Source organism: Streptomyces collinus, assembly GCF_031348265.1.
GTDB classification, from domain to species: Bacteria; Actinomycetota; Actinomycetes; order Streptomycetales; family Streptomycetaceae; genus Streptomyces; species Streptomyces collinus.
In genome coordinates this window covers 5,846,720-5,865,046 of sequence record NZ_CP133771.1, presented here as the reverse complement: position 1 = coordinate 5,865,046, position 18,327 = coordinate 5,846,720, and the positions used below count along the sequence as shown (strand labels likewise).

The 18,327-nt window shown below is 72.1% G+C and carries 16 protein-coding genes; 3 read left to right on the top strand and 13 right to left on the bottom strand.

Annotated features, from left to right (window positions below; all coding sequences use genetic code 11):
* Nucleotides 1-162: 162 nt before the first annotated feature.
* From RFN52_RS26790 to RFN52_RS26775, 4 genes are all read right to left on the bottom strand, one after another.
* Nucleotides 163-918: an AIM24 family protein gene (locus RFN52_RS26790; RefSeq protein WP_184849769.1), complete on the bottom strand. Its 756-nt coding sequence runs from the start codon at nt 916-918 to the stop codon at nt 163-165.
* Nucleotides 919-934: 16 nt separating this feature from the next.
* Nucleotides 935-1,615, bottom strand: coding sequence for an AIM24 family protein (locus RFN52_RS26785; protein WP_184849767.1), 681 nt, complete (start codon nt 1,613-1,615; stop codon nt 935-937).
* Nucleotides 1,616-1,626: 11 nt separating this feature from the next.
* Nucleotides 1,627-3,336: a TerD family protein gene (locus RFN52_RS26780; protein WP_184849765.1), complete on the bottom strand. Its 1,710-nt coding sequence runs from the start codon at nt 3,334-3,336 to the stop codon at nt 1,627-1,629.
* Nucleotides 3,337-3,478: 142 nt separating this feature from the next.
* On the bottom strand, nt 3,479-4,087 hold the full coding sequence (locus tag RFN52_RS26775; protein WP_184849763.1) for a M48 metallopeptidase family protein: 609 nt from the start codon (nt 4,085-4,087) through the stop codon (nt 3,479-3,481).
* A gap of 423 nt (nt 4,088-4,510) precedes the next feature.
* Between RFN52_RS26775 and RFN52_RS26770 the strand changes: the two genes are divergently transcribed.
* Nucleotides 4,511-5,725, top strand: coding sequence for a TOMM precursor leader peptide-binding protein (locus RFN52_RS26770; protein WP_184849761.1), 1,215 nt, complete (start codon nt 4,511-4,513; stop codon nt 5,723-5,725).
* Nucleotides 5,718-7,088, top strand: a complete 1,371-nt coding sequence (locus RFN52_RS26765) for an ABC1 kinase family protein (RefSeq protein WP_184849759.1) — start codon at nt 5,718-5,720, stop codon at nt 7,086-7,088. Before RFN52_RS26770 ends, RFN52_RS26765 begins: the two co-directional genes overlap by 8 nt.
* A gap of 16 nt (nt 7,089-7,104) precedes the next feature.
* On the opposite strand, the gene RFN52_RS26760 is transcribed toward RFN52_RS26765, so the two are convergent.
* From RFN52_RS26760 to RFN52_RS26740, 5 genes are all read right to left on the bottom strand, one after another.
* The gene (locus tag RFN52_RS26760) at nt 7,105-7,320 is read right to left on the bottom strand and encodes a hypothetical protein (protein ID WP_184849757.1); all 216 of its coding nucleotides are present in this window, start codon (nt 7,318-7,320) and stop codon (nt 7,105-7,107) included.
* A gap of 383 nt (nt 7,321-7,703) precedes the next feature.
* Nucleotides 7,704-8,027: a putative WhiB-interacting protein gene (locus RFN52_RS26755; RefSeq protein WP_184849755.1), complete on the bottom strand. Its 324-nt coding sequence runs from the start codon at nt 8,025-8,027 to the stop codon at nt 7,704-7,706.
* Nucleotides 8,024-8,392 (bottom strand): WhiB family transcriptional regulator, encoded by a 369-nt coding sequence (locus RFN52_RS26750; RefSeq protein WP_184849753.1) that lies wholly within the window; start codon nt 8,390-8,392, stop codon nt 8,024-8,026. Before RFN52_RS26750 ends, RFN52_RS26755 begins: the two co-directional genes overlap by 4 nt.
* Before the next feature lie 173 nt (nt 8,393-8,565).
* Nucleotides 8,566-8,892 carry a hypothetical protein gene (locus tag RFN52_RS26745; RefSeq protein ID WP_078625720.1) on the bottom strand — a complete coding sequence of 109 codons (327 nt, stop codon included), beginning with the start codon at nt 8,890-8,892 and terminating at the stop codon, nt 8,566-8,568.
* 164 nt (nt 8,893-9,056) lie between these two features.
* A complete protein-coding gene (locus RFN52_RS26740) occupies nt 9,057-11,252 on the bottom strand; it encodes an ATP-dependent DNA helicase UvrD2 (RefSeq protein WP_184849751.1) in 2,196 nt (731 codons plus the stop codon).
* Between the two features lie 183 nt (nt 11,253-11,435).
* Here RFN52_RS26740 and RFN52_RS26735 point away from each other — a divergent pair, with 183 nt between their 5' ends.
* Nucleotides 11,436-11,678, top strand: a complete 243-nt coding sequence (locus tag RFN52_RS26735; RefSeq protein WP_142159789.1) for a mycoredoxin — start codon at nt 11,436-11,438, stop codon at nt 11,676-11,678.
* A 41-nt stretch (nt 11,679-11,719) separates the two neighbouring features.
* Here RFN52_RS26735 and RFN52_RS26730 read toward each other — a convergent pair whose 3' ends face one another.
* The 4 genes from RFN52_RS26730 to RFN52_RS26715 all read right to left on the bottom strand — a co-directional run bounded on the left by RFN52_RS26730 (nt 11,720) and on the right by RFN52_RS26715 (nt 18,242).
* Nucleotides 11,720-12,157: a class I SAM-dependent methyltransferase gene (locus RFN52_RS26730; protein ID WP_184849749.1), complete on the bottom strand. Its 438-nt coding sequence runs from the start codon at nt 12,155-12,157 to the stop codon at nt 11,720-11,722.
* Between the two features lie 13 nt (nt 12,158-12,170).
* Complete coding sequence (gene nudC / locus RFN52_RS26725; protein ID WP_184849747.1) at nt 12,171-13,115, bottom strand: NAD(+) diphosphatase; 945 nt, start codon at nt 13,113-13,115, stop codon at nt 12,171-12,173.
* A gap of 155 nt (nt 13,116-13,270) precedes the next feature.
* Nucleotides 13,271-14,674, bottom strand: a complete 1,404-nt coding sequence (locus RFN52_RS26720) for a dipeptidase (protein ID WP_184849745.1) — start codon at nt 14,672-14,674, stop codon at nt 13,271-13,273.
* A gap of 10 nt (nt 14,675-14,684) precedes the next feature.
* Entirely contained in the window at nt 14,685-18,242 is a 3,558-nt protein-coding gene (locus RFN52_RS26715; RefSeq protein WP_184849743.1) for an ATP-dependent DNA helicase, read from the bottom strand.
* Nucleotides 18,243-18,327: the final 85 nt, after the last annotated feature.

Sequence of the window (18,327 nt, the reverse complement as noted above, 5' to 3'; positions counted from 1 at the left end):
CGTGACCGGCTTTCGGTCCTGACAGCGGGCTGCGCCCCTCGCGGGGCGCGGGGCTGTGCCGATATGCGGCTCCGGCCGCGTGGGCGCGACCAGCCACACACGGCCCGCAGCCGGGAACCGGCCGGCAGCCCCCTGGGACCACCGGCCGAACCCGCGGAGCACTCAGCTCCAGGCGTTGCCCTGGTTCTGCCCGCGCGCTCCCTGCTGCCCCATGCCGTACTGCGCGGCGAGGCCCGAGCCGATCTGGGCGCCCTGCGGCGGCAGCAGCTCGCTCGGCTGGACGAGCGCGAAGCCGCTGCCCATGAAGCTCAGCTCCCAGCCCTCGCCGGTGCTGCCGCGGCGCCGCCACACCCCGGAGGAGTGTGTCTGGGCCTGCATCTGCACGCGCAGACTGGTCGACCAGGCGACGATCGCGTCGGCGTCGCAGTTGACGTACTTGTCGGGCGTCACCTGCAGCAGCAGCGGCATCCCGGAGGTCATCAGAGCGACCTTGCCCCGGCCCGAGATGTTGAGCTGGTACTTCCCGGAGCCGGAGATGCCGTAGAGGCTGTCCACAGCGATGACCTCGTGATGCAGGGAGGAGTCCATCGCCAGCACGTAGCTGCTGTCGACGGTGAGGCCGTCCTGGTCCACCTCCATGACGTGCACGTGCTGCTTGAGGTTGGCGAGGTAGACCGTGCCCTGCCCGTGGCAGCGCATCAGGTCGAGGCCCTCCCCGGTCTGCGCACGCGCGCGTGACTGCTGGTTGCTCTGGAACTCGGCGTCGAACTCGACGAGGCCCTGGTAGGCGACCATGGTGCCCTTGCGGGCCAGGATGTCGTCGTGGCCCTCCAGGGCGACGCGCAGCATCTGCTTGTTCTGCAGACTCCAGCGCTCCTGGGTCTGCTGCTCGTTGTAGGCGAAAATCGGGCTCTGCATGGCGTGTGGTTCCCCCTCAGCCCCGGACCCGGAGACGGTCGGTGCTGTCCTCGCTGGGCTGGACGACGACGATGCCCTGACCGGAGAAGGCCATCTGGTAGGCCTCGCCGCTGCCGCGGCCGATCAGCGACTGGGCCCGGAAGCTGCGCTTGCCCTTCACCTTGAGGTTCGGGGACCAGGCGACGAGCGCGTCGGGGTCGACGTACGTCTCGTCCTCGCCGCCTCCGCAGTCGACGACGATGGGCTTGCCCCGGGAGGTCAGCGCGACCCAGCCCTGCCCGGAGATCTTGGTGTTCCACAGGCCCTGCCCGGCGAACTTCGCCAGGCCCTTGACCCGCTCCACGCCCCACGTCAAGTGGGCGTCGAAGGCGAGCAGGTTGGTGGCGTTCACCGAGATGCCGTCGCCGTTGAGGTTGAGGACGACGACGTTCGCCCCGTAGTCGGCGAGGTAGAGCAGGCCGTCGCCGGAGCACTTCATCAGGGGCGCGCCCTCGCCGGTCATCCAGTCCTTGGCGATCTGGCGCACGGCCGGCGGATTGGGCTCGTACTGCACGAAGCCTTCGTAGGCGACCATCGACCCCACGCGCGCGAGGAGGTCGTTCCCGGTCTGCATGGCGACCTTCAGCATGTGGTTGCCGTGGTTCTCCATGCGGGCGGTGACGGGTGCGGGGGCATGGCCCGCGAGCTGCTGTGTCATGACGGGCTCCCTCAGACCTCGTACGGCTGGACGACGATGAAGTTGCCGGGCGCTCCCCGGAACTGGAGGTTGACGCTCTCCCCTGTGTCACCGGGGTAGGCGTTGCGACGCATCCGCACCTGGCTGGAGACGACGACCTGGGCGGCGGCCGACCAGGCGACCACGGCGTTGCAGTCGGCGAACGTGGTGGGCGTGACGGGGAGCACCACGGGCGTGCCGTGCGTCTTCACGACGATCGTGCCGGTGCCCTGGAACTGCATGGTGAACAGCGCGCCGCCGGGGATGCCGTGGCCCTCGATGCGGCGGACCTCGTACTGGAGGCTCTCGTCGAACGCGAGGACGTTCTCGGCGGAGACGCAGACGGCGTCGCCCTGCAGTTCGAGGGGGTGCAGCATGGTCGAGTTCTCGGCGAGGAACACCTGGCCCTGACCCGTGCAGCGCATCAGCTGCATCTCCTGGCCGGTCGCGTTGCCCACGATCCGGCCGGAGAAGCCGGCGCCCTTGTAGCTGAAGTCGACCTTGCCCTGGTACAGCACCATGCTGCCCTGCCGGGCCAGCACGGGCTGTCCGCCGATGCCGAGGTCGACGCGGACGAGCTTCTTGTTCTGCTGCGTCCACCGCTGCCCGGTCGGCGTCTCCTTGAACTGCTGGAGCGCGGCGGACACGCCGGGGCCCTGGGGAGCGCCTTGAGGAGCACCTTGCGGGGCTCCGTGAGGGACGCCCTGCGGGGCTCCGTAGGGGGCCTGTCCGAACGGCGGCTGCTGGCCGTAGCCCGGGGGCGGCGTCGGCTGGCCGTAACCGGGCGGCGGGGCCGGGGCGTGGGGCGCCTGGGGCTGGCCGTAACCGGGAGGCGGCGGGGCCGTCTGGCCGGGGACCTGGCCGTACTGCGGCGGCTGCTGGCCCGGCGGGCCGTACGGCGCGGGTGCCGGGGGCGGTACCGGGGAACCGCCGGGCGGGGTGTTCAGGGGCGCGACGATGGTCGGAGCGGCGTGCACCTGGGGCGCGGGAGCCGGGGCCGGAGGCGGGGTAGGGCCGGGCGGGGGAGCGAAGCCCTGCGCGGCGGGCTGGGGCGCGGGAGCCGGAGGCGCCGCCGGGGCGGGTTCCGCGGTTCCGGGGACTCCGAACGCGGGCGGCGCGAAGCCCGGGGCGGCGCCGGCCTGCGGCTGCTGCGGGGCGGGCGCGGGCGCCTCCTCCTCGGCCACCTCGCCGCCGAAGTTCTTGAGCAGCGCGTCCAGGCCGCCGTCGAAGCCCTGCCCGACGGCGGCGAACCGCCAGACGTCCTTGAGGTAGAAATCGCCCAGCATCACGGCCCGTTCGGTGGAGAACTCCGAGCCGTTGAAGGAGTAGCGCGCCACCTCCTCGCCGCCCGCGACGATCCGGATGTAGCCGGAGGCGATCTGCGACATCTGCCCGGCGCCGTCGATGGTCGCCGTGAAGGACAGCTTCTGGATCTGCGACGGGATCCGGTCGAGCGTCACCCGGAAGGACTCCGTGTCGCCCGCCTGGGCGCCCAGGAGCTGAATCGACTCCTCGGGGGACTTCGGCTGGTTGAAGAAGACGAAGTACCGGTCGTCCGAGAGACGTTCGTCGGCGTCGAGTCCGAAGCAGCTGATGTCGAAGCTCAGCCCGGGGCCGGCGATCTGTACGCCTACGTACAGATCCATGCCCGCGGTGAGGTCACTGATCCTGGCCTTGTGGCCGCGTTGGAATTCCCTGGCCATGCGTAACGACCGTCCCCCATCCAGAGCGTGAGTGCGTCGCGCCAGGCTAACGGCAAACTCGGACACCGGACGAGGTCGGTACAGAGCCGGTACACAACGCCCGCACAGCCGTATCGGCCGTTCGCTTGCGGGAAGCGGTCGGTCACCCCACGGGGCTCTCACCCCGGGCGCCGGGCACATGGGGCAACCGCTCGGCGGCGACCACGCCTTCGAGGTATCCGCGGGCCCGCTCCGTGCGCGGATAGGCCTCCAGGAGTTCCCAGAAGCGAGGTCCGTGTCCGGGAACGAGCAGATGGGCGAGTTCGTGGACGAGGACGTAGTCGACGACGTATTCGGGCATGCCCTGGAGGCGGTGTGAGAGGCGGATGCTGCCCTCGGAGGGGGTGCAGGACCCCCACCGCGTGTTCTGATTGGTCACCCAGCGCACCGACGCGGGCCGGGCCCGTCCCGCGAAGTACTGGTCCGAAAGACGCCGGGCGCGTTCGGCCAGCTCGGCGTCGCCGAGGGCCCGCTTGCTCTCCTGGGCGGCCAGCTTGTCGAGCATGACGTTCACCCAGCGCTGCTCCTCCGCCTCGGACATCCGGGCGGGGATGAGCACCACGGTGCGATCGCCCTCGCGGTACGCGGAGACCGTTCTGCGTCGGCGGGTGCTCCTGCGGACCTCGATCGCGCTCGCCCCCGAGCCGCTCGGCGGCTGGCTCGTCGTGCTGCGCTGTGCGGTTCCGGCGCGGTGCAGTGGGTCGGCGGGCACGCCCCGACGTTACCCGCTGCACACGGGGAAGTCCCGACTCCGGGACGGTTCGGTGCCGCCGCCCCCACCGGCCGCCGGATTTGTACGACGAATACTCGCACCTGTGGACAACTTTCGGCAGCCGTCGGCGGGTTTGGGCATGCTGGATCTCGTCGGCGAAGCGATGACGGATCGGTCCGGGACCAGGGGCCGTGCCCGCACTGGGGTCCGGTCCGCGCACGGGCCGCGCCTGTACGCAGGTCAGGCCTGCACCGGTTCAGGCCTGTGCTCGGGTCGGGCCGCGGCTGTACGCGGGTCAGGCCCGGGTCCGGTCGCGGCTGCGCTCCAGGGCATGCATGCGACCGGCCCCGGCGTGACCGGCCAGGGTCCGCATCCTCGCTCCGCCGGCATACGGGGACGATCTACGGCACACGGGGGCCTGTCATGCATCCGATGGTGAAACCCGCGCTCAGGCGCGGCTGGCGCGACCTCAAGACCGTGCAGTTCGGGATGACACCGGCGCACGCGATGACGCTCGGCCCGATGGACCTGGCGACGGGCAGCTTCCTCGACCTGCTGAACGGCACGCGGGGGCTGGAGCTGTTGCGCGAGGAGGGACGCCGCATGGACCTGCCCGACGGTCATGTCGACGGACTGGTGCGTGGTCTCACGCGAGCCGGGCTGCTGGACGACTCCCGGGGCGGCGGACCGGCCGCCGACGCCCTGCGGAAGAAGAAGGAGGTGCTGGACCGGCTGCGCCCCGACCTCGCCTCCCTGTCCTTGACGACCTCCGCGCCCGGCGACGCGATCGGGCGGCTGGCCGCCCGGCGATCGCAGCGCGTGCAGGTGCGGGGTGCCGGCCGGGTGGGTGCCGTGCTGGCCTCGCTCCTGGCCGGAGCCGGCGTGGGCGAGGTGGATGTGCTCGATGGTGGTTGCGTGGAGCCGTGGGACGTGGCGCCGGGCGGGCTCCCCCCGGAATCCGTCGGCGACCGCCGGGACGAGTCGGCCCGCCGTGCCGTGCGCCGGGCGGCCCCGGACCGGCCGCCCCGCCGTGCACCGGCCGAGGCTTCCACGGAGGACGGCGACCCGGGATTCTCACTGGTGATCCTCGCCCCACGTGACGATGTCGCCGTGCACGCGCCCGACCCGGCCACCGCCGAGCCGCTGATGGCCTCCGGGACCCCCCATCTGTACGCCGGTGTCGTGGAGGGCACCGGTGTGGTCGGCCCGTTCGTCCTCCCCGGGGAGACGGGCTGCGCCGGCTGTCTGCACGAGGACCGCACCGACCGGGACCAGGCCTGGCCGCGCCTGATCGCCCAGTGGCGCTCCGGCAGGCAGCGGCAGGTGCGGCCCTGCGACCTGACGCTGGCCACGACCGTGGCCGGGCTGGCCGCCGCCCATGCGCTCGCTTTCCTGGACGGCCGGGTTCCGTCCAGCGCCGGCGCCCACTGGGAGGTCTCCGTCCCGGCTCTCCACTGGCAAGCGCGGCCGGTCCTGGCCCATCCGGCATGCTCGTGCGGGGCGGCGGAGAGAGGAAAAGGGGAGCACCCCTCGGAGGACGGGGAGCCGCACGAGACAATGGCGGTGCAACGGCCGTCGGAGCAGTGCCGTGAGGCAGAGGCGGAGCGGCCGGCTGGGACTTGGAGGGCGCATGTCTGATCTTCCCCGGAAGGCGGTTACCCGGACCGCCAAGCTCGCCGCGCTCCCGCTCGGCATCGCCGGGCGGGCCACCTGGGGATTCGGCAAGCGGATCGTCGGCGAGTCCGCCGAACTCGTCGGCCGGGAACTCCAACAGCGCACGGCGGAGCAGCTGTTCAAGGTGCTCGGCGAGCTCAAGGGCGGGGCGATGAAGTTCGGCCAGGCCCTGTCGGTCTTCGAGTCCGCGCTGCCCGAGGAGGTGGCCGGCCCCTACCGGGCCGCGCTGACCAAGCTTCAGGAGGCGGCGCCGCCCATGCCGACCCGCACCGTGCACGCGGTGCTGGAGGAGCGGCTCGGCGAGGACTGGCACGAGCTGTTCCTGGAGTTCGAGGACAAGCCCGCCGCAGCCGCCTCGATCGGCCAGGTCCACCGGGGAGTGTGGCACGACGGCCGCGAGGTGGCGGTCAAGGTGCAGTACCCGGGTGCCGGTGAGGCCCTGCTGTCGGACCTGACCCAGTTGAGCCGCTTCTCGCGTCTGCTCGGTCCGCTGATCCCCGGCATGGACATCAAGCCGCTGATCGCGGAGCTGAAGGACCGCGTCTCGGAGGAGCTGGACTACGATCTGGAGGCCCAGGCCCAGCAGGCTCACGCGGAGGAGTTCACGGACGACCCGGACGTGGTCGTGCCGCTGGTGGTGCACCAGTCCGACCAGGTCCTGGTCACGGAGTGGATGGACGGCATCCCGCTGTCGGAGATCATCTCGGACGGCACCCAGGAGCAGCGCGACCGTGCCGGTCAGCTCCTGGCCCGCTTCCTGTTCTCCGGCCCCGCCCGCACGGGCCTGCTGCACGCCGATCCCCACCCGGGCAACTTCCGGCTTCTGCCCGGCGGCCCGGAGGGTGAGGACGACTGGCGGCTGGGCGTCCTGGACTTCGGCACGGTCGACCGTCTCCCGGGGGGACTGCCGGCCACGATCGGCGAGTCCCTGCGGATGACTCTCGACGGGGAGGCCGAGGCGGTCTACGAGCTGCTGTGCGCGGAAGGGTTCGTCAAGGAGACCATAGAGCTGGACCCGGACGCCGTCATGGACTACCTGCTGCCGATCATCGAGCCGGCCCAGGTCGAGGAGTTCACGTTCACCCGGGGCTGGATGCGCAGCCAGGCGGCTCGGGTCGCCGACCCCCGCTCCCCCGCCTACCAGCTCGGCAAGCAGCTCAACCTGCCCCCGTCCTATCTGCTGATCCACCGGGTGACACTGAGCACCATCGGCGTGCTGTGTCAGCTGGGGGCGACGGTGCGGTTGCGTGAGGAGCTGGAGGAGTGGCTGCCTGGGTTCGTCCCCGAGGACCCGGTGGACGGCGAAGCGGCGGTGGCGGAGGCGTGAGTCCCGGCCGCGGGGTTCACCACCAGTCCGAGTCCAGACGTCCCTCGATGGATCTGAGGTTCTCTCGGGAGCAGGTCTCGCAGTAGTACTGACGGATGCCGCTCTCCACGGAATATGTCCAGGTGAGGGGTGGGCCTTCGGTCAGGACGCCGACCAGTGCGCCGCAGCGGGCACAGACGAACCGCCGCGGCTCGGTGGCGGAGCCGTCGTCGCCTCCAGGAGGACTCGTCACCCCGCGACGATATCCCCGCGCCCGGCGCTTCTGCGGGCACAACGCCCCAGATGCGCCGGGGAGGCACCACACGCCGACCTGGGGACGCAGCGCGCATCAGCCCAAACGGAGCGCGCCGCACGGCCATGGGGCAAGCCCCGTACGTCGCCCCGCGGCAAGCGCCGCACCGGCCCGGGTAGCCGTACCGGCCCGGGCGGGCACGACGCACCGGCCCGGGCGGGCACCACGCACCCGGCACCGATGGGGTGTCGCGTGCCCTCCTGGTCGGCCCAACGCACCGCGGGGGCCGGCCCGTTCGGTACGGACCGGCCCCCGCGGTGAGAGTTCTGCGGCGGCACCCAGCGCGGCCTCCCTGGCCGGGAGGCCCCCGCTGGGTGCGCGGGTTACTGCATGACCGCCATGGCGAGCGCCCGACGGGCACGCATCGACGCGCGCTCCGCCCTGCGCTGCATCCGGCGGGCGGCCGCCAGGCGCGCGGCCTGGCGATCCCGCTCCGCCTCGTGCAGTCGCTCGCGCATATGCGCACGAGCCATGGCTTCTGGAATGAGTTGCATCTCACGGGTCCTGTTCTGACGCGAGTCGTTCGCGCCGGTGATGGTGAAGTCTTGGGTTGCGGAGCCTGCGGGCTCGTAAGTGGACGGCTTCATCGGGGCCTGCTTCTGGGGGTCGTGCGTGAGGGGGCGGTCGATCGTTCCTGCGATGTTCATGCTGTGACCGGGTTCTTGCGCGGGCGGCCACGCGGCCGCTTCCGGGCGACGACGACACCCTGGACGAACAGCTCTCCACCCCAGACGCCCCAGGGCTCACGCCGCTCCTTGGCACCGGCGAGGCAGGCCTCGACCAGCGGGCAGGTGCGGCAGAGGGACTTGGCGTACTCGACGTCCGCGGGCGACTCGGCGAAGAAGACCTCCGGGTCGTACGAACGGCACGGGACGGGTACGCCGAGGTTCTCGATGGCGTCGTCGAGCGCGGTGAGCGCGGTGAGCGGGGTCAAGGCGTGGTCCTCCGTGGAGCCGGGCTTGGGGATCGTGTCGGAAGGCGGTACGGACGGGGCGTGCGCTTCGAGTTGCACGGTTCGTCTTCCTCGTCTGGTCGTTCCGGCCTGTTGGCCGGTGGGTGGTGGTACCGGGTTCTTTTCTTGTCCCGAGGCTCCTTCGGTCTGTCATCCCTGGTCAGGGACAAACAGAAGGGCCGCGGATCCCGGATGGGGTTCCGCGGCCCTGAAGGCGCCGGCCTGATCGGCGATCAGGCTGGATCACTCCAGGGTTCTGGCCCACGGAAGGCCCACATCTGGTGGTGCTGCGTCGTCTGCTTCCGGAATCCGGCACCGGTCGCCGTAAAGGCATAGGCCTGCGCCTGTGCCGCTACTGCCGCTTCCAGTGCCTTGGTCGGTCGCTCATTGCGCTCGCGGACGGGAAGGCCCGCGGGGGCGACGGAGGAGGACGCCGGACGGACGGCACGAATGCCGGACAGACCGGTGCCCAGGTTCGAAACGCCGAGCATGCACGCGGAGACGGCCGAGCGATCGGTCATTTTCACGGTGCTGACGGAGCTGGTGTAGATGCTGATCACTGGACTCGCCTCCTCTCGGCGTATCGGGGGACTGGGTGAACCAGTCCAACGGATATGCAAGTACAACACGGGATCAGGGCCTCCGAGAAGGCCGCTGCTCTCGTGCCTAAGAACCTATGGGGATTGCTGGGGCATGCGCAAACTATTTTTTCGACGAGTTCGCGTCAGTCGTGATCTGTGCTCTCCGCCAGTGACTGGCCAGCGCAGATGGCCAGTACGTCGGCGCCGTAGCGGGTGAGCTTGCGCATCCCGACGCCCGGGATGCGGGCGAGCTCGCGCTCGTCGTCGGGGGCGGACTCGGCGATCGCCATCAGCGTCCTGTCCGTGAACACGCAGAAGGCGGGCTGGCCACTGCTGCGTGCCTGGTCGGCGCGCCACTCCCGCAGCCGCTCGTACAGGCCCTCGTTCATGTCGGAGGGGCAGTCGTCGCAGCGCATCAGCTTCATTTCGCCCGGGTCGGTCAGCGTGCGGCCGCAGACCCGGCAGCGGGCAGGGACTCGCTGCGCCCGTTTCGGGGCGGACCCCCTGGTTCCGGGGATTCCGCGCTCGATTCCGCCCGCTCCTCCGGCGGCGGTGCGGCCCGCGGTGGCCGTCGAGCCGGGGCGCAGCCCGTCGAGGAAGCGGCTGGGGCGGCGGCTCGGGCGTCCTCCGGGCGAGCGGGAGAGCGCCCAGGAGACATGGAGGTGTTCGCGCGCGCGGGTGACACCGACATAGAGGAGGCGGCGCTCCTCCTCGATCTGTTCGTCGGTCTTGGCGTAGGTGATCGGCATCATGCCTTCGGCGACGCCCACCAGGAACACGACGTCCCACTCCAGGCCCTTGGCCGAGTGCAGGGAGGCGAGGGTGACGCCTTGCACGGTGGGGGCGTGCTGGGCGTTCGCCCGTTCGTCGAGTTCGGCGACGAGGTCCGCCAGGGTGGCGGCGGGTCTGGCGGCGGCGAAGTCCTGGGCAAGGTTCACCAGGGCGGCCAGGGACTCCCAGCGCTCTCTCACCGCGCCGGAGCCGGCCGGTGGCTGTGTCGTCCAGCCCTCTCCCGACAGCACCGCGCGCACCTGGGAGGGAAGGTCGACGACGTCGTCCAGGAGGGAGTCGTTGCCGCCGAAGCGGGCCGCGCCGCGCAGGGCGATGCCCGCCTTGCGCACCTCCGGGCGGTCGAAGAACCGCTCGGCGCCGCGCAGCTGGTAGGGCACGGCGGCGTCGGCGAGGGCCTGCTCGTAGGTCTCGGACTGCGCGTTCGTGCGGAAGAGGACGGCGATCTCGGAGGCCGGGACTCCCGAGTCGACGAGTTCGCGGATGCGGCGGGCCGCTCCTTCCGCCTCGGCGGGTTCGTCGGTGTACTCGGCGTAGACCGGCTCGGGCCCCGCGGCGCGCTGGGAGACGAGCTCCAGGCGGTGGTCGGCGGCCCGGCCCCGGGCCTGGGCGAGCAGACCGTTGGCGAGGTGGACGACCTGGGGCGTGGAACGGTAGTCGCGGACCAGCTTGACGACGGTCGCACCGGGGTGGCGGGTGCGGAAGTCGAGCAGATGGTCCGGGGTGGCCCCCGTGAACGAGTAGATCGTCTGGCTGGCGTCCCCGACCACGCACAGGCTGTCCCGCTCGCCCAGCCACAGTTCGAGCAGGCGCTGCTGGAGAGGACTGACATCCTGGTACTCGTCGACCACGAAGTGCTGGTACTGGGCGCGGATCTGGTCGGCGATGTCGTGGCGGTCCTGCAGGACCGCCACGGTCAGCAGCAGGACGTCCTCGAAGTCGATGACGGACCGCTCGCGCTTGACGTCCTCGTAGGCGGCGTAGAGCTGGGCGATCTCGGCGGGGTCGCGGGGGGACTCACGGCCGGCCTTGGCGGCGGCGGGCGCGTAGTCGGCTGGGACGGTCTGGGTGACCTTGGACCATTCGATCTCGGCGGTGACGTCCCGCAGCTCGCCCCGGTCGAGCCGGATGCGGCAGGCGGCCGCCGCGTCGGCGACGAGCTGGATCTTGCGGTCGACGAGCCGGGGCATGGCACCGCCGATCGCTTTCGGCCAGAAGTACTGCAGCTGGCGCAGGGCGGCCGAGTGGAACGTACGCGCCTGGACGCCCCCTGCGCCGAGCTGGCGCAGCCGGCCGCGCATCTCGCCGGCGGCGCGATTGGTGAAGGTGACGGCGAGGACGCTGGAGGGGTGCAGGATGCCGGCGCGCACTCCGTAGGCGATGCGGTGGGTGATCGCCCGGGTCTTGCCCGTGCCCGCGCCCGCCAGGACGCACACCGGACCGTGCAGGGCCGTGGCCACTTCGCGCTGCTCGGGGTCGAGCCCTTCGAGCACCGCGTCCGCGGAGTCCGGTACCTGCGGGAACAGGGTGGAGTGCGTTGCTGCTGTCACACAGCCATGCTGCCAGGTCGCGCGAGACGGCTGCGCCGGTTGTCCACAGGCAGGCACTGATAGTCGTACTAATGCGGCAGGCGTCACGCCGGGCCTGGCCCGGGCACCGGGAATGGTGGACCTTTCACATACGTTCCTCCACTGCGACCACCCGCCCCGAGCCACCGAAGGAGCACGAGAGACATGCTGGGCACTGTGACGATGTACAGCACCACGTGGTGCGGCTACTGCCGCCGGCTGAAGAGCCAGATGGACCGCGAGGGCATCGCGTACACCGAGATCAACATCGAGCAGGACCCGGAGTCCGCCGCGTTCGTGGAGAAGGCGAATGGCGGAAACCAGACGGTGCCCACCGTCCTCTTCCCGGACGGCTCGACGCTCACGAACCCGTCGCTCGCGCAGGTGAAGCAGAAGATCGGCGTCTAGTCGCCGTATGTCTGTGCGGGGAAGGCGGCTCCTGAGACAGCTCAGGAGCCGCCTTCTCGCGGTTTGTCCCACACCACGATGTAGCGCCACAGCAGAGTGCGTCGAACGTCGCAGCCGGGCAGGAGACGGTGCAGCGCCCGTCCGATCTCCGCCCACGCCATGTGCACGTCCTCCATCGGCATGCCGACCGGTCCGCGTTTGCCGCCGTTTCGACGCGCGTACAGCGGGCTCACCGGCACGCCGCACGCACTGATAAGCCAGTCCAGAACCGTCCGGTTGGCGGCCATGCCGACGATCGCCATACGGCCACCGGGCGTGGTGAGCCGTGCGAGGCGGGTGACGGCCCGCTCGAACGGGGCGTGGTGGACCACGGCGACCGCGCTGACGAAGTCGTACGCCAGGGCCGTGCGGCAGCCGTCCGGAACGGCGAGGACCGCCCGATGGTGATGGACGTTGTGGTTCCAGTACGGGTCGGTCATCCGGGCGACCCCGTCAGGCGGCGCTCCGTGTCGGGAGCGGCTTGCCGTACCAGAGCTCGATCAGGCGGGCCGCGATCGAGATGCCGTAGGGCGGGAGCACCTCGCCGGACTCGAAGGCGGCGCGCAGCTCGTCACGGGAGAACCAGCGGGCCTCGTGGATCTCGTCGCCGTCGACTTCGATCTCGGTGGAGGTGGCGCGGGCCATGAAGCCCAGCATGAGGCTGGACGGGAAGGGCCAGGGCTGGCTGGCGACGTACTCGACCTGGCCGACGCTGATGCCGACCTCCTCGTGGACCTCGCGGCGCACCGACTGCTCGATGGACTCGCCCGGCTCGACGAAGCCGGCCAGCGTCGAGAAGCGGCCCTCGGGCCAGTGGACCTGGCGGCCGAGCAGGACGCGGTCGTCCTCGTCGGTCACGGCCATGATCACGGCGGGGTCCGTGCGCGGGTAGTGCTCCGCGCCGCAGGCCTGGCAGCGGCGGATGTGTCCGGCGGCGGCGATGACGGTGCGTTCGCCGCAGCGCGAGCAGAAGCGGTGGGTGCGCTGCCAGTTCTCCAGGCCCACCGCGTGCACCATCAGGCCCACGTCGCGGGCCGACAGCAGGGCGCCCGCCTCGCGCAGGCCCGCGGGGCGCGCGGACTGGTCCATGCGCCCGGGCAGGGAGTCCTTCTGGAGGGCGAAGTAGCTGACGCCGTCCTCGTCGTTGCCGAGGAAGTAGCGGTGTGCCTCGGTGAGAGGGGCCTCGAAGGACGGGGTCATGACGAGTTCGGTGTGCCCGTCCGCCGTCTCGTCGATGAGGACCTGTCCGCCGGAGACGACGAAGCAGCGCGTCGTCGGGTGGCTCCACGCCGCCGCGAGCCAGGCCTCGTCGAGCCGGTGGTGAGCGGCCCGGTCGATGCCGCTCGGGGCGGTGAGCGAGATGGGGCGGTCGGCGCTGGGGTCGGTCCAGGTGGTCACGGGTGCTTCCAACTCCCCGGTGGAACGGTCGGGTTCGGCGGGCGGTTCAGTGGGACGTACGGCGGGGGGCGACCGGGTCCGGCGGGCTCGGGCGGTGCGGGGCGGCGCTTCCAGTGTGCCCCGCGCGCATGCCCGGTCCGGACGGAACAGGACGCTCAGGGCGCATGGCGCCAGTTCTCGGCGAGGTCACCCCACAGGTACGCGGCGGTCTCGACGCCTTTGAGGAGCAGGTCGAGTTCGACTTTCTCGTTCGGGGCGTGCCAGCCGTCCGAGGGGACGGAGATGCCCAGGAACAGCACCGGGGCGTCGAGGACGTCCTGGAGGTCGGCAGCCGGTCCGGAGCCGCCCTCGCGCGTGAAGCGGACCGGCTTTTCGAAGGCCCGGCCCATGGCGCGGGTGACCGACCGGAGGGCCGGGTGGTCCAGCGGCGTCAGGCACGGGCGCGTGGCGCCGCTGAAGGTGATGTCGCAGCGGATCCCCGGCGGCACCTGCTGCTCGGACCAGGCGCGGACGGCCTTCTCCACCTGCCCGGGGTCCTGCCCCGCCACCAGGCGGAAGGACAGCTTCACCAGGGCGGAGGAGGGGACGATCGTCTTGCTGCCGGGGCCCTGGTAGCCGCCGCCGATGCCGTTGACCTCCGCGGTGGGGCGGGCCCAGATCCGCTCCAGGGTGGTGTACCCGGCCTCTCCCTCAGCGGCGTACGACTTGGCCGTGCGCAGCCACTGCTGCTCGTCGAAGGGCAGCTCGGCGAGGAGTTCGCGCTCGCGGTCGGTGAGTTCGACCACGCCGTCGTAGAAGCCCGGGATCGCCACGCGCGCGTGCTCGTCGTGCAGGGCGGCGACGAGGCGGGCGGCCGCCGTCGCCGGGTTGGGCACCGCGCCGCCGAAGGAACCGGAGTGGATGTCCTGGTCGGGGCCGTACAGGCGTATCTCGCATTCGGCAAGGCCGCGCATGCCGGTGCACACGGTGGGGGTGTCCTCGGACCACATGCCGGTGTCGGAGACGATCACGGCGTCGGCGGCGAGCCGCTCGGCGTGCTGCTCGACCAGGGCACGGAAGTGCGGCGAGCCGGACTCCTCCTCGCCCTCGACGATCAGCTTGAGGTGCACGGCCGGGGTGCTGCGGCCGGTGGCGGCGAGGTGGGCGCGCACACCCAGGGTGTGGAAGAACACCTGGCCCTTGTCGTCTGCGGCCCCGCGCGCGTAGAGGCGGTTCCCGCGCACGACCGGCTCGAACGGCTCGCTGTCCCAGCCGTCCTCCCGGGCGGCGGGCTGCACGTCGTGGTGGCCGTAGACCAGCACGGTGGGTGCGTGCGGGTCCTCACAGGGCCACTCGGCGAAGACGGCGGGCGCGCCCGGGGTCTGCCAGACCTCGGCCGTCGGGAAGCCGGTCTCCTTCAGCTTGGCGGCGAGCCAGTCGGCGCTGCGTCGTACGTCGGGCGCGTGGTCCGGCTGGGCGGACACCGACGGGATGCGCAGCCACTCGGCGAGGTCGTCGAGGAAGGCGGCGCGGTGCTGCTGGATGTACGTACGGACGACGCTGTCCGGGGTCTGGCTCATGGTCACGAGCCTATCGGCCCGCACGGACGTCCTCGGAGTGCGGTTCCTCACCGGGCGCCCCTTCCGACGGCTCGTCCAGGAGCAGCCGCTCCAGTGCGGCCCGGCCGGGCAGGTCCCGCGGGTGCACGACCTCCCCGCTGCGCACGTACAGGAACGCGGCTGTGACCGACTCCGGGGGCACGCCCTGCTGCTCGGCCCAGGCCAGCCGGTAGATGGCCAGCTGGAGCGGGTCGGCGGCGCGGGAGCGGCTGGTCTTCCAGTCGACGATCTCGTATGTCGCGTCCTCCCCGTCGCCCTCCTTGTACACGGCGTCGATGCGGCCCCGGACGATCCGGCCGCCGATCGCGAGCTGGAAGGGGGCCTCCACCCGGTGGGGCGTGCGGCGTGCGTACGCGGTGCGTTCGAAGGCCTCCTTGAGCGCCTCCAGGTCCTGCTCGTCGGCGATCTCGGCGTCGCTGCCGGGCAGTTCCTCCGGCTCCAGCATGGGCAGCGTGAGTTCCTCGAAGCGGGCCTCGACCCAGGCGTGGAAGCGGGTGCCGCGGCGCGCTGCGGGCTGGGGCGGGCGCGGCATGGGGCGGGCCAGTTCCTGGGCGAAGCCGTCCGGGTCGGCGGCCAGGTGCATCAGCTGGGAGGCCGTGAGGGACGCGGGCAGGGGCACCTCGGTGACGCTGTCACGGGCGCGCAGGAGCTCTCCGGTGAGGGCGTCGAGGTCGCGGTCCCAGGAGGAGACGGTGCGGGCCTCCTCCGGGGTGAGGTGCGGATGTGCCCGGCCCCGGGGGCCGGGATGCCCGGGGCCGGGGTGAGGGCGGGTGGCCGGGGGCTCCGGCGGGGCCGCCTGGTGGGGGACGGTGGGGTGGGCCACGGGTGGGGCGTCCGCGTCCGCCGGGTCTTCGCCGGAGACCTCTTCGAAGGGCTCCTCGTCGAAGGGGACGTCGTCGAACGGTGCCTCGTCGAAGGGGTCCGGTTCGTCGTACGGGGGCTCGTCGTCCTCGGGCGGCGGGGGCCACTCCGGGTCGTCGAGGGCGTCCGGGTCGTGTGTGGCCGCGGGGTGCCCGTCCTCGGGGGACGCGAGGCTCTCCAGGTGGGCCAGGACGGTCTCGGCTGCCGCGCGGCGGCGTGCCAGGGCTGCCGCGTCCAGGGGCAGGGGCCACACCTGGTCGGCCGTCGCCCGGTGCAGGGCCGGGTTCTCCTCGTCGTCGGCGGGTTCGTCCGCCCAGGCCTCGATCTCGCCGTACCCGGCCTCGCAGTGCTCGTAGAGGGCCTGGAGGAACGCGGACGGGCCGCGGCGCTTCTTCTGGGTGGGGCCCCACCAGTGGCCGGAGCCCAGGAGCAGGGAGCGGGGGCGGGTGAAGGTGACGTAGCCGAGGCGGAGTTCCTCGGTGTGCTGGTGGTCCTTCATGGCCTCGTGGAAGGCCTTCAGGCCCTTGGCGTCCCAGGACGTCACGTCGGGCAGGGTCTCGGCGTCGCCGCGCAGCACGTGCGGCAGGACCTTGCCCTGGGAGGTCCACTTCTCGCGGCCCTGGCTGCTGGGGAAGGTGCCGGTGACCAGGCCGGGGACCACCACGACGTCCCACTCCAGGCCCTTGGACTTGTGGGCGGTGAGCACCTTGACGGTGTTCTCGCCGCCGGGGAGGGCGTTGTCGAGCCCCTTCTCGTATTGGGCGGCGGTGCGCAGGAAACCCAGGAAGGCGAGCAGCGACGCCTCGTTGTCGCCGGCGGCGAAGGAGGCGGCGACGTCCAGGAAGTTGGACAGGGTCTCGCGGCGGCGTGCTGCCAGGGCGTGCGGGGACGCCGACAGCTCGACCTCCAGGCCGGTGACGGCGAGGACGCGGTGCAGGACGTCCATCAGGGGGTCGGCCAGGGAGCGGCGCAGCTCGCGCAGTTCGGTGGCCAGCCGGGCGAAGCGCACGCGCGCGTCGGGCGAGAACGGCAGTCCGTCGTCGTCACCGCGGCCGTCCAGCGGTGTCTCCAGGAACGTGTCGAGGGCGTCCGCGAGGGAGATCACCTCGGACGGGTCGACCCCTTCGACGGCTTCGGCGAGGCGGCGGTCCCGGTCGTCGTCGTCCGCAACGCGCGCGTGGGCCACGAGAAGCCGGGCGCGCCGTCCCAGCAGGGCGAGGTCGCGCGGGCCGATGCGCCAGCGCGGGCCGGTGAGCAGGCGCACCAGGGAGGCGTTGGCGCCGGGGTCCTGGAGGACCTCGCAGACGGCGACGAGGTCGGCGATCTCGGGCAGGTGCAGCAGGCCGGACAGGCCGACGACCTCGACGGGGACGTCCCGGGCGACCAGGGCGCCCTGGATCTCGGCGAAGTCGGTCGCGGTGCGGCACAGCACGGCGATCTCGCCGGGTGCCGTCCCGGTCCGGACGAGGTGGGCGACGGAGTCGGCGGCCCAGTCGATCTCCTCGGCGTGGGTGCGCAGCAGGGCGCAGCGGACCAAGCCGTCGCGTTCGGCGCCGGGGGCCGGGCGGAGTGCCTCCACGCCCGCGTGCAGGGCGCGCAGGGGCTCCGCGAGGCCGTTGGCGAGGTCGAGGAGGCGGCCGCCGCTGCGGCGGTTCTCGCTGAGGGCCTGGCGGGTCGCGGGGCGGCCGTCGGCGTGGGCGAAGTGCTCGGGGAAGTCGTCGAGGTTGGCGACGGAGGCGCCGCGCCAGCCGTAGATCGCCTGACAGGGGTCGCCGACGGCGGTGACGGGGTGGCCGGTGCCCTCGCCGAACAGGCCCGCCAGGAGGACGCGTTGGGCGACCGACGTGTCCTGGTACTCGTCGAGCAGAACCACCCGGAACTCGTCGCGCAGGACGTGGCCCACTTCGGGGACGCCGGCCAGCCGGGCCGACAGGGCGATCTGGTCGCCGAAGTCGAGCAGGTCCCGCTCGCGCTTGGCCGCCCGGTAGCGGGTGACCAGCGCGGCGAGTTCGCGCCGGGCGGCGGCCGCGTCGGGGACCTTGCGCAGGTCGGCGTTGCTGAGCTTGGCGCCCCGCAGGGTCAGCAGCAGTTCGGCGTCGTACGCGCGCAGTGCCTCCGGGCGTACGAGGTGCTCGGCGAGTTCGGCGTCGAGGGCGAGGAGGTCGCCGACGAGGTCCGGGAAGGAACGGGTCAGGGCCGGGTAGGGCCCCGGGGCCTCGCGCAGGACGCGCGCCGCGAGCTGGAAGCGGGTGGCGTCGGCGAGCAGCCGGGAGGTGGGCTCGAGACCGAGGCGCAGACCGTGGTCGGTCAGGAGGCGGCCCGCGAACGCGTGGTACGTGGAGATGACCGGCTCGCCCGGCGGGTTGTCCGGGTCGATGGCGTCCGGGTCGGTGACGCCGGCCCTGACCAGCGCCTTGCGGACACGCTCGGCGAGTTCGGCGGCGGCCTTGTTGGTGAAGGTGAGGCCGAGCACCTGCTCTGGGGCGACCTGGCCGGTGCCGACCAGCCAGACCACGCGCGCCGCCATCACCGTCGTCTTGCCCGAGCCGGCTCCGGCCACGATCACCTGCGGGGCGGGCGGCGCGGTGATGCAGGCCGTCTGCTCCGGGGTGAACGGGATGCCGAGGAGCTCCTTGAGCTGGTCGGGATCGGTGATTCTGGCGGGCACATCGAAAGGCTAGCGGCGGCCACTGACAGTGGTGACCGAGCGGGCCGCCGGGGAGGAGGAAGCGCAGGTCAGCACCTGTGGTGCG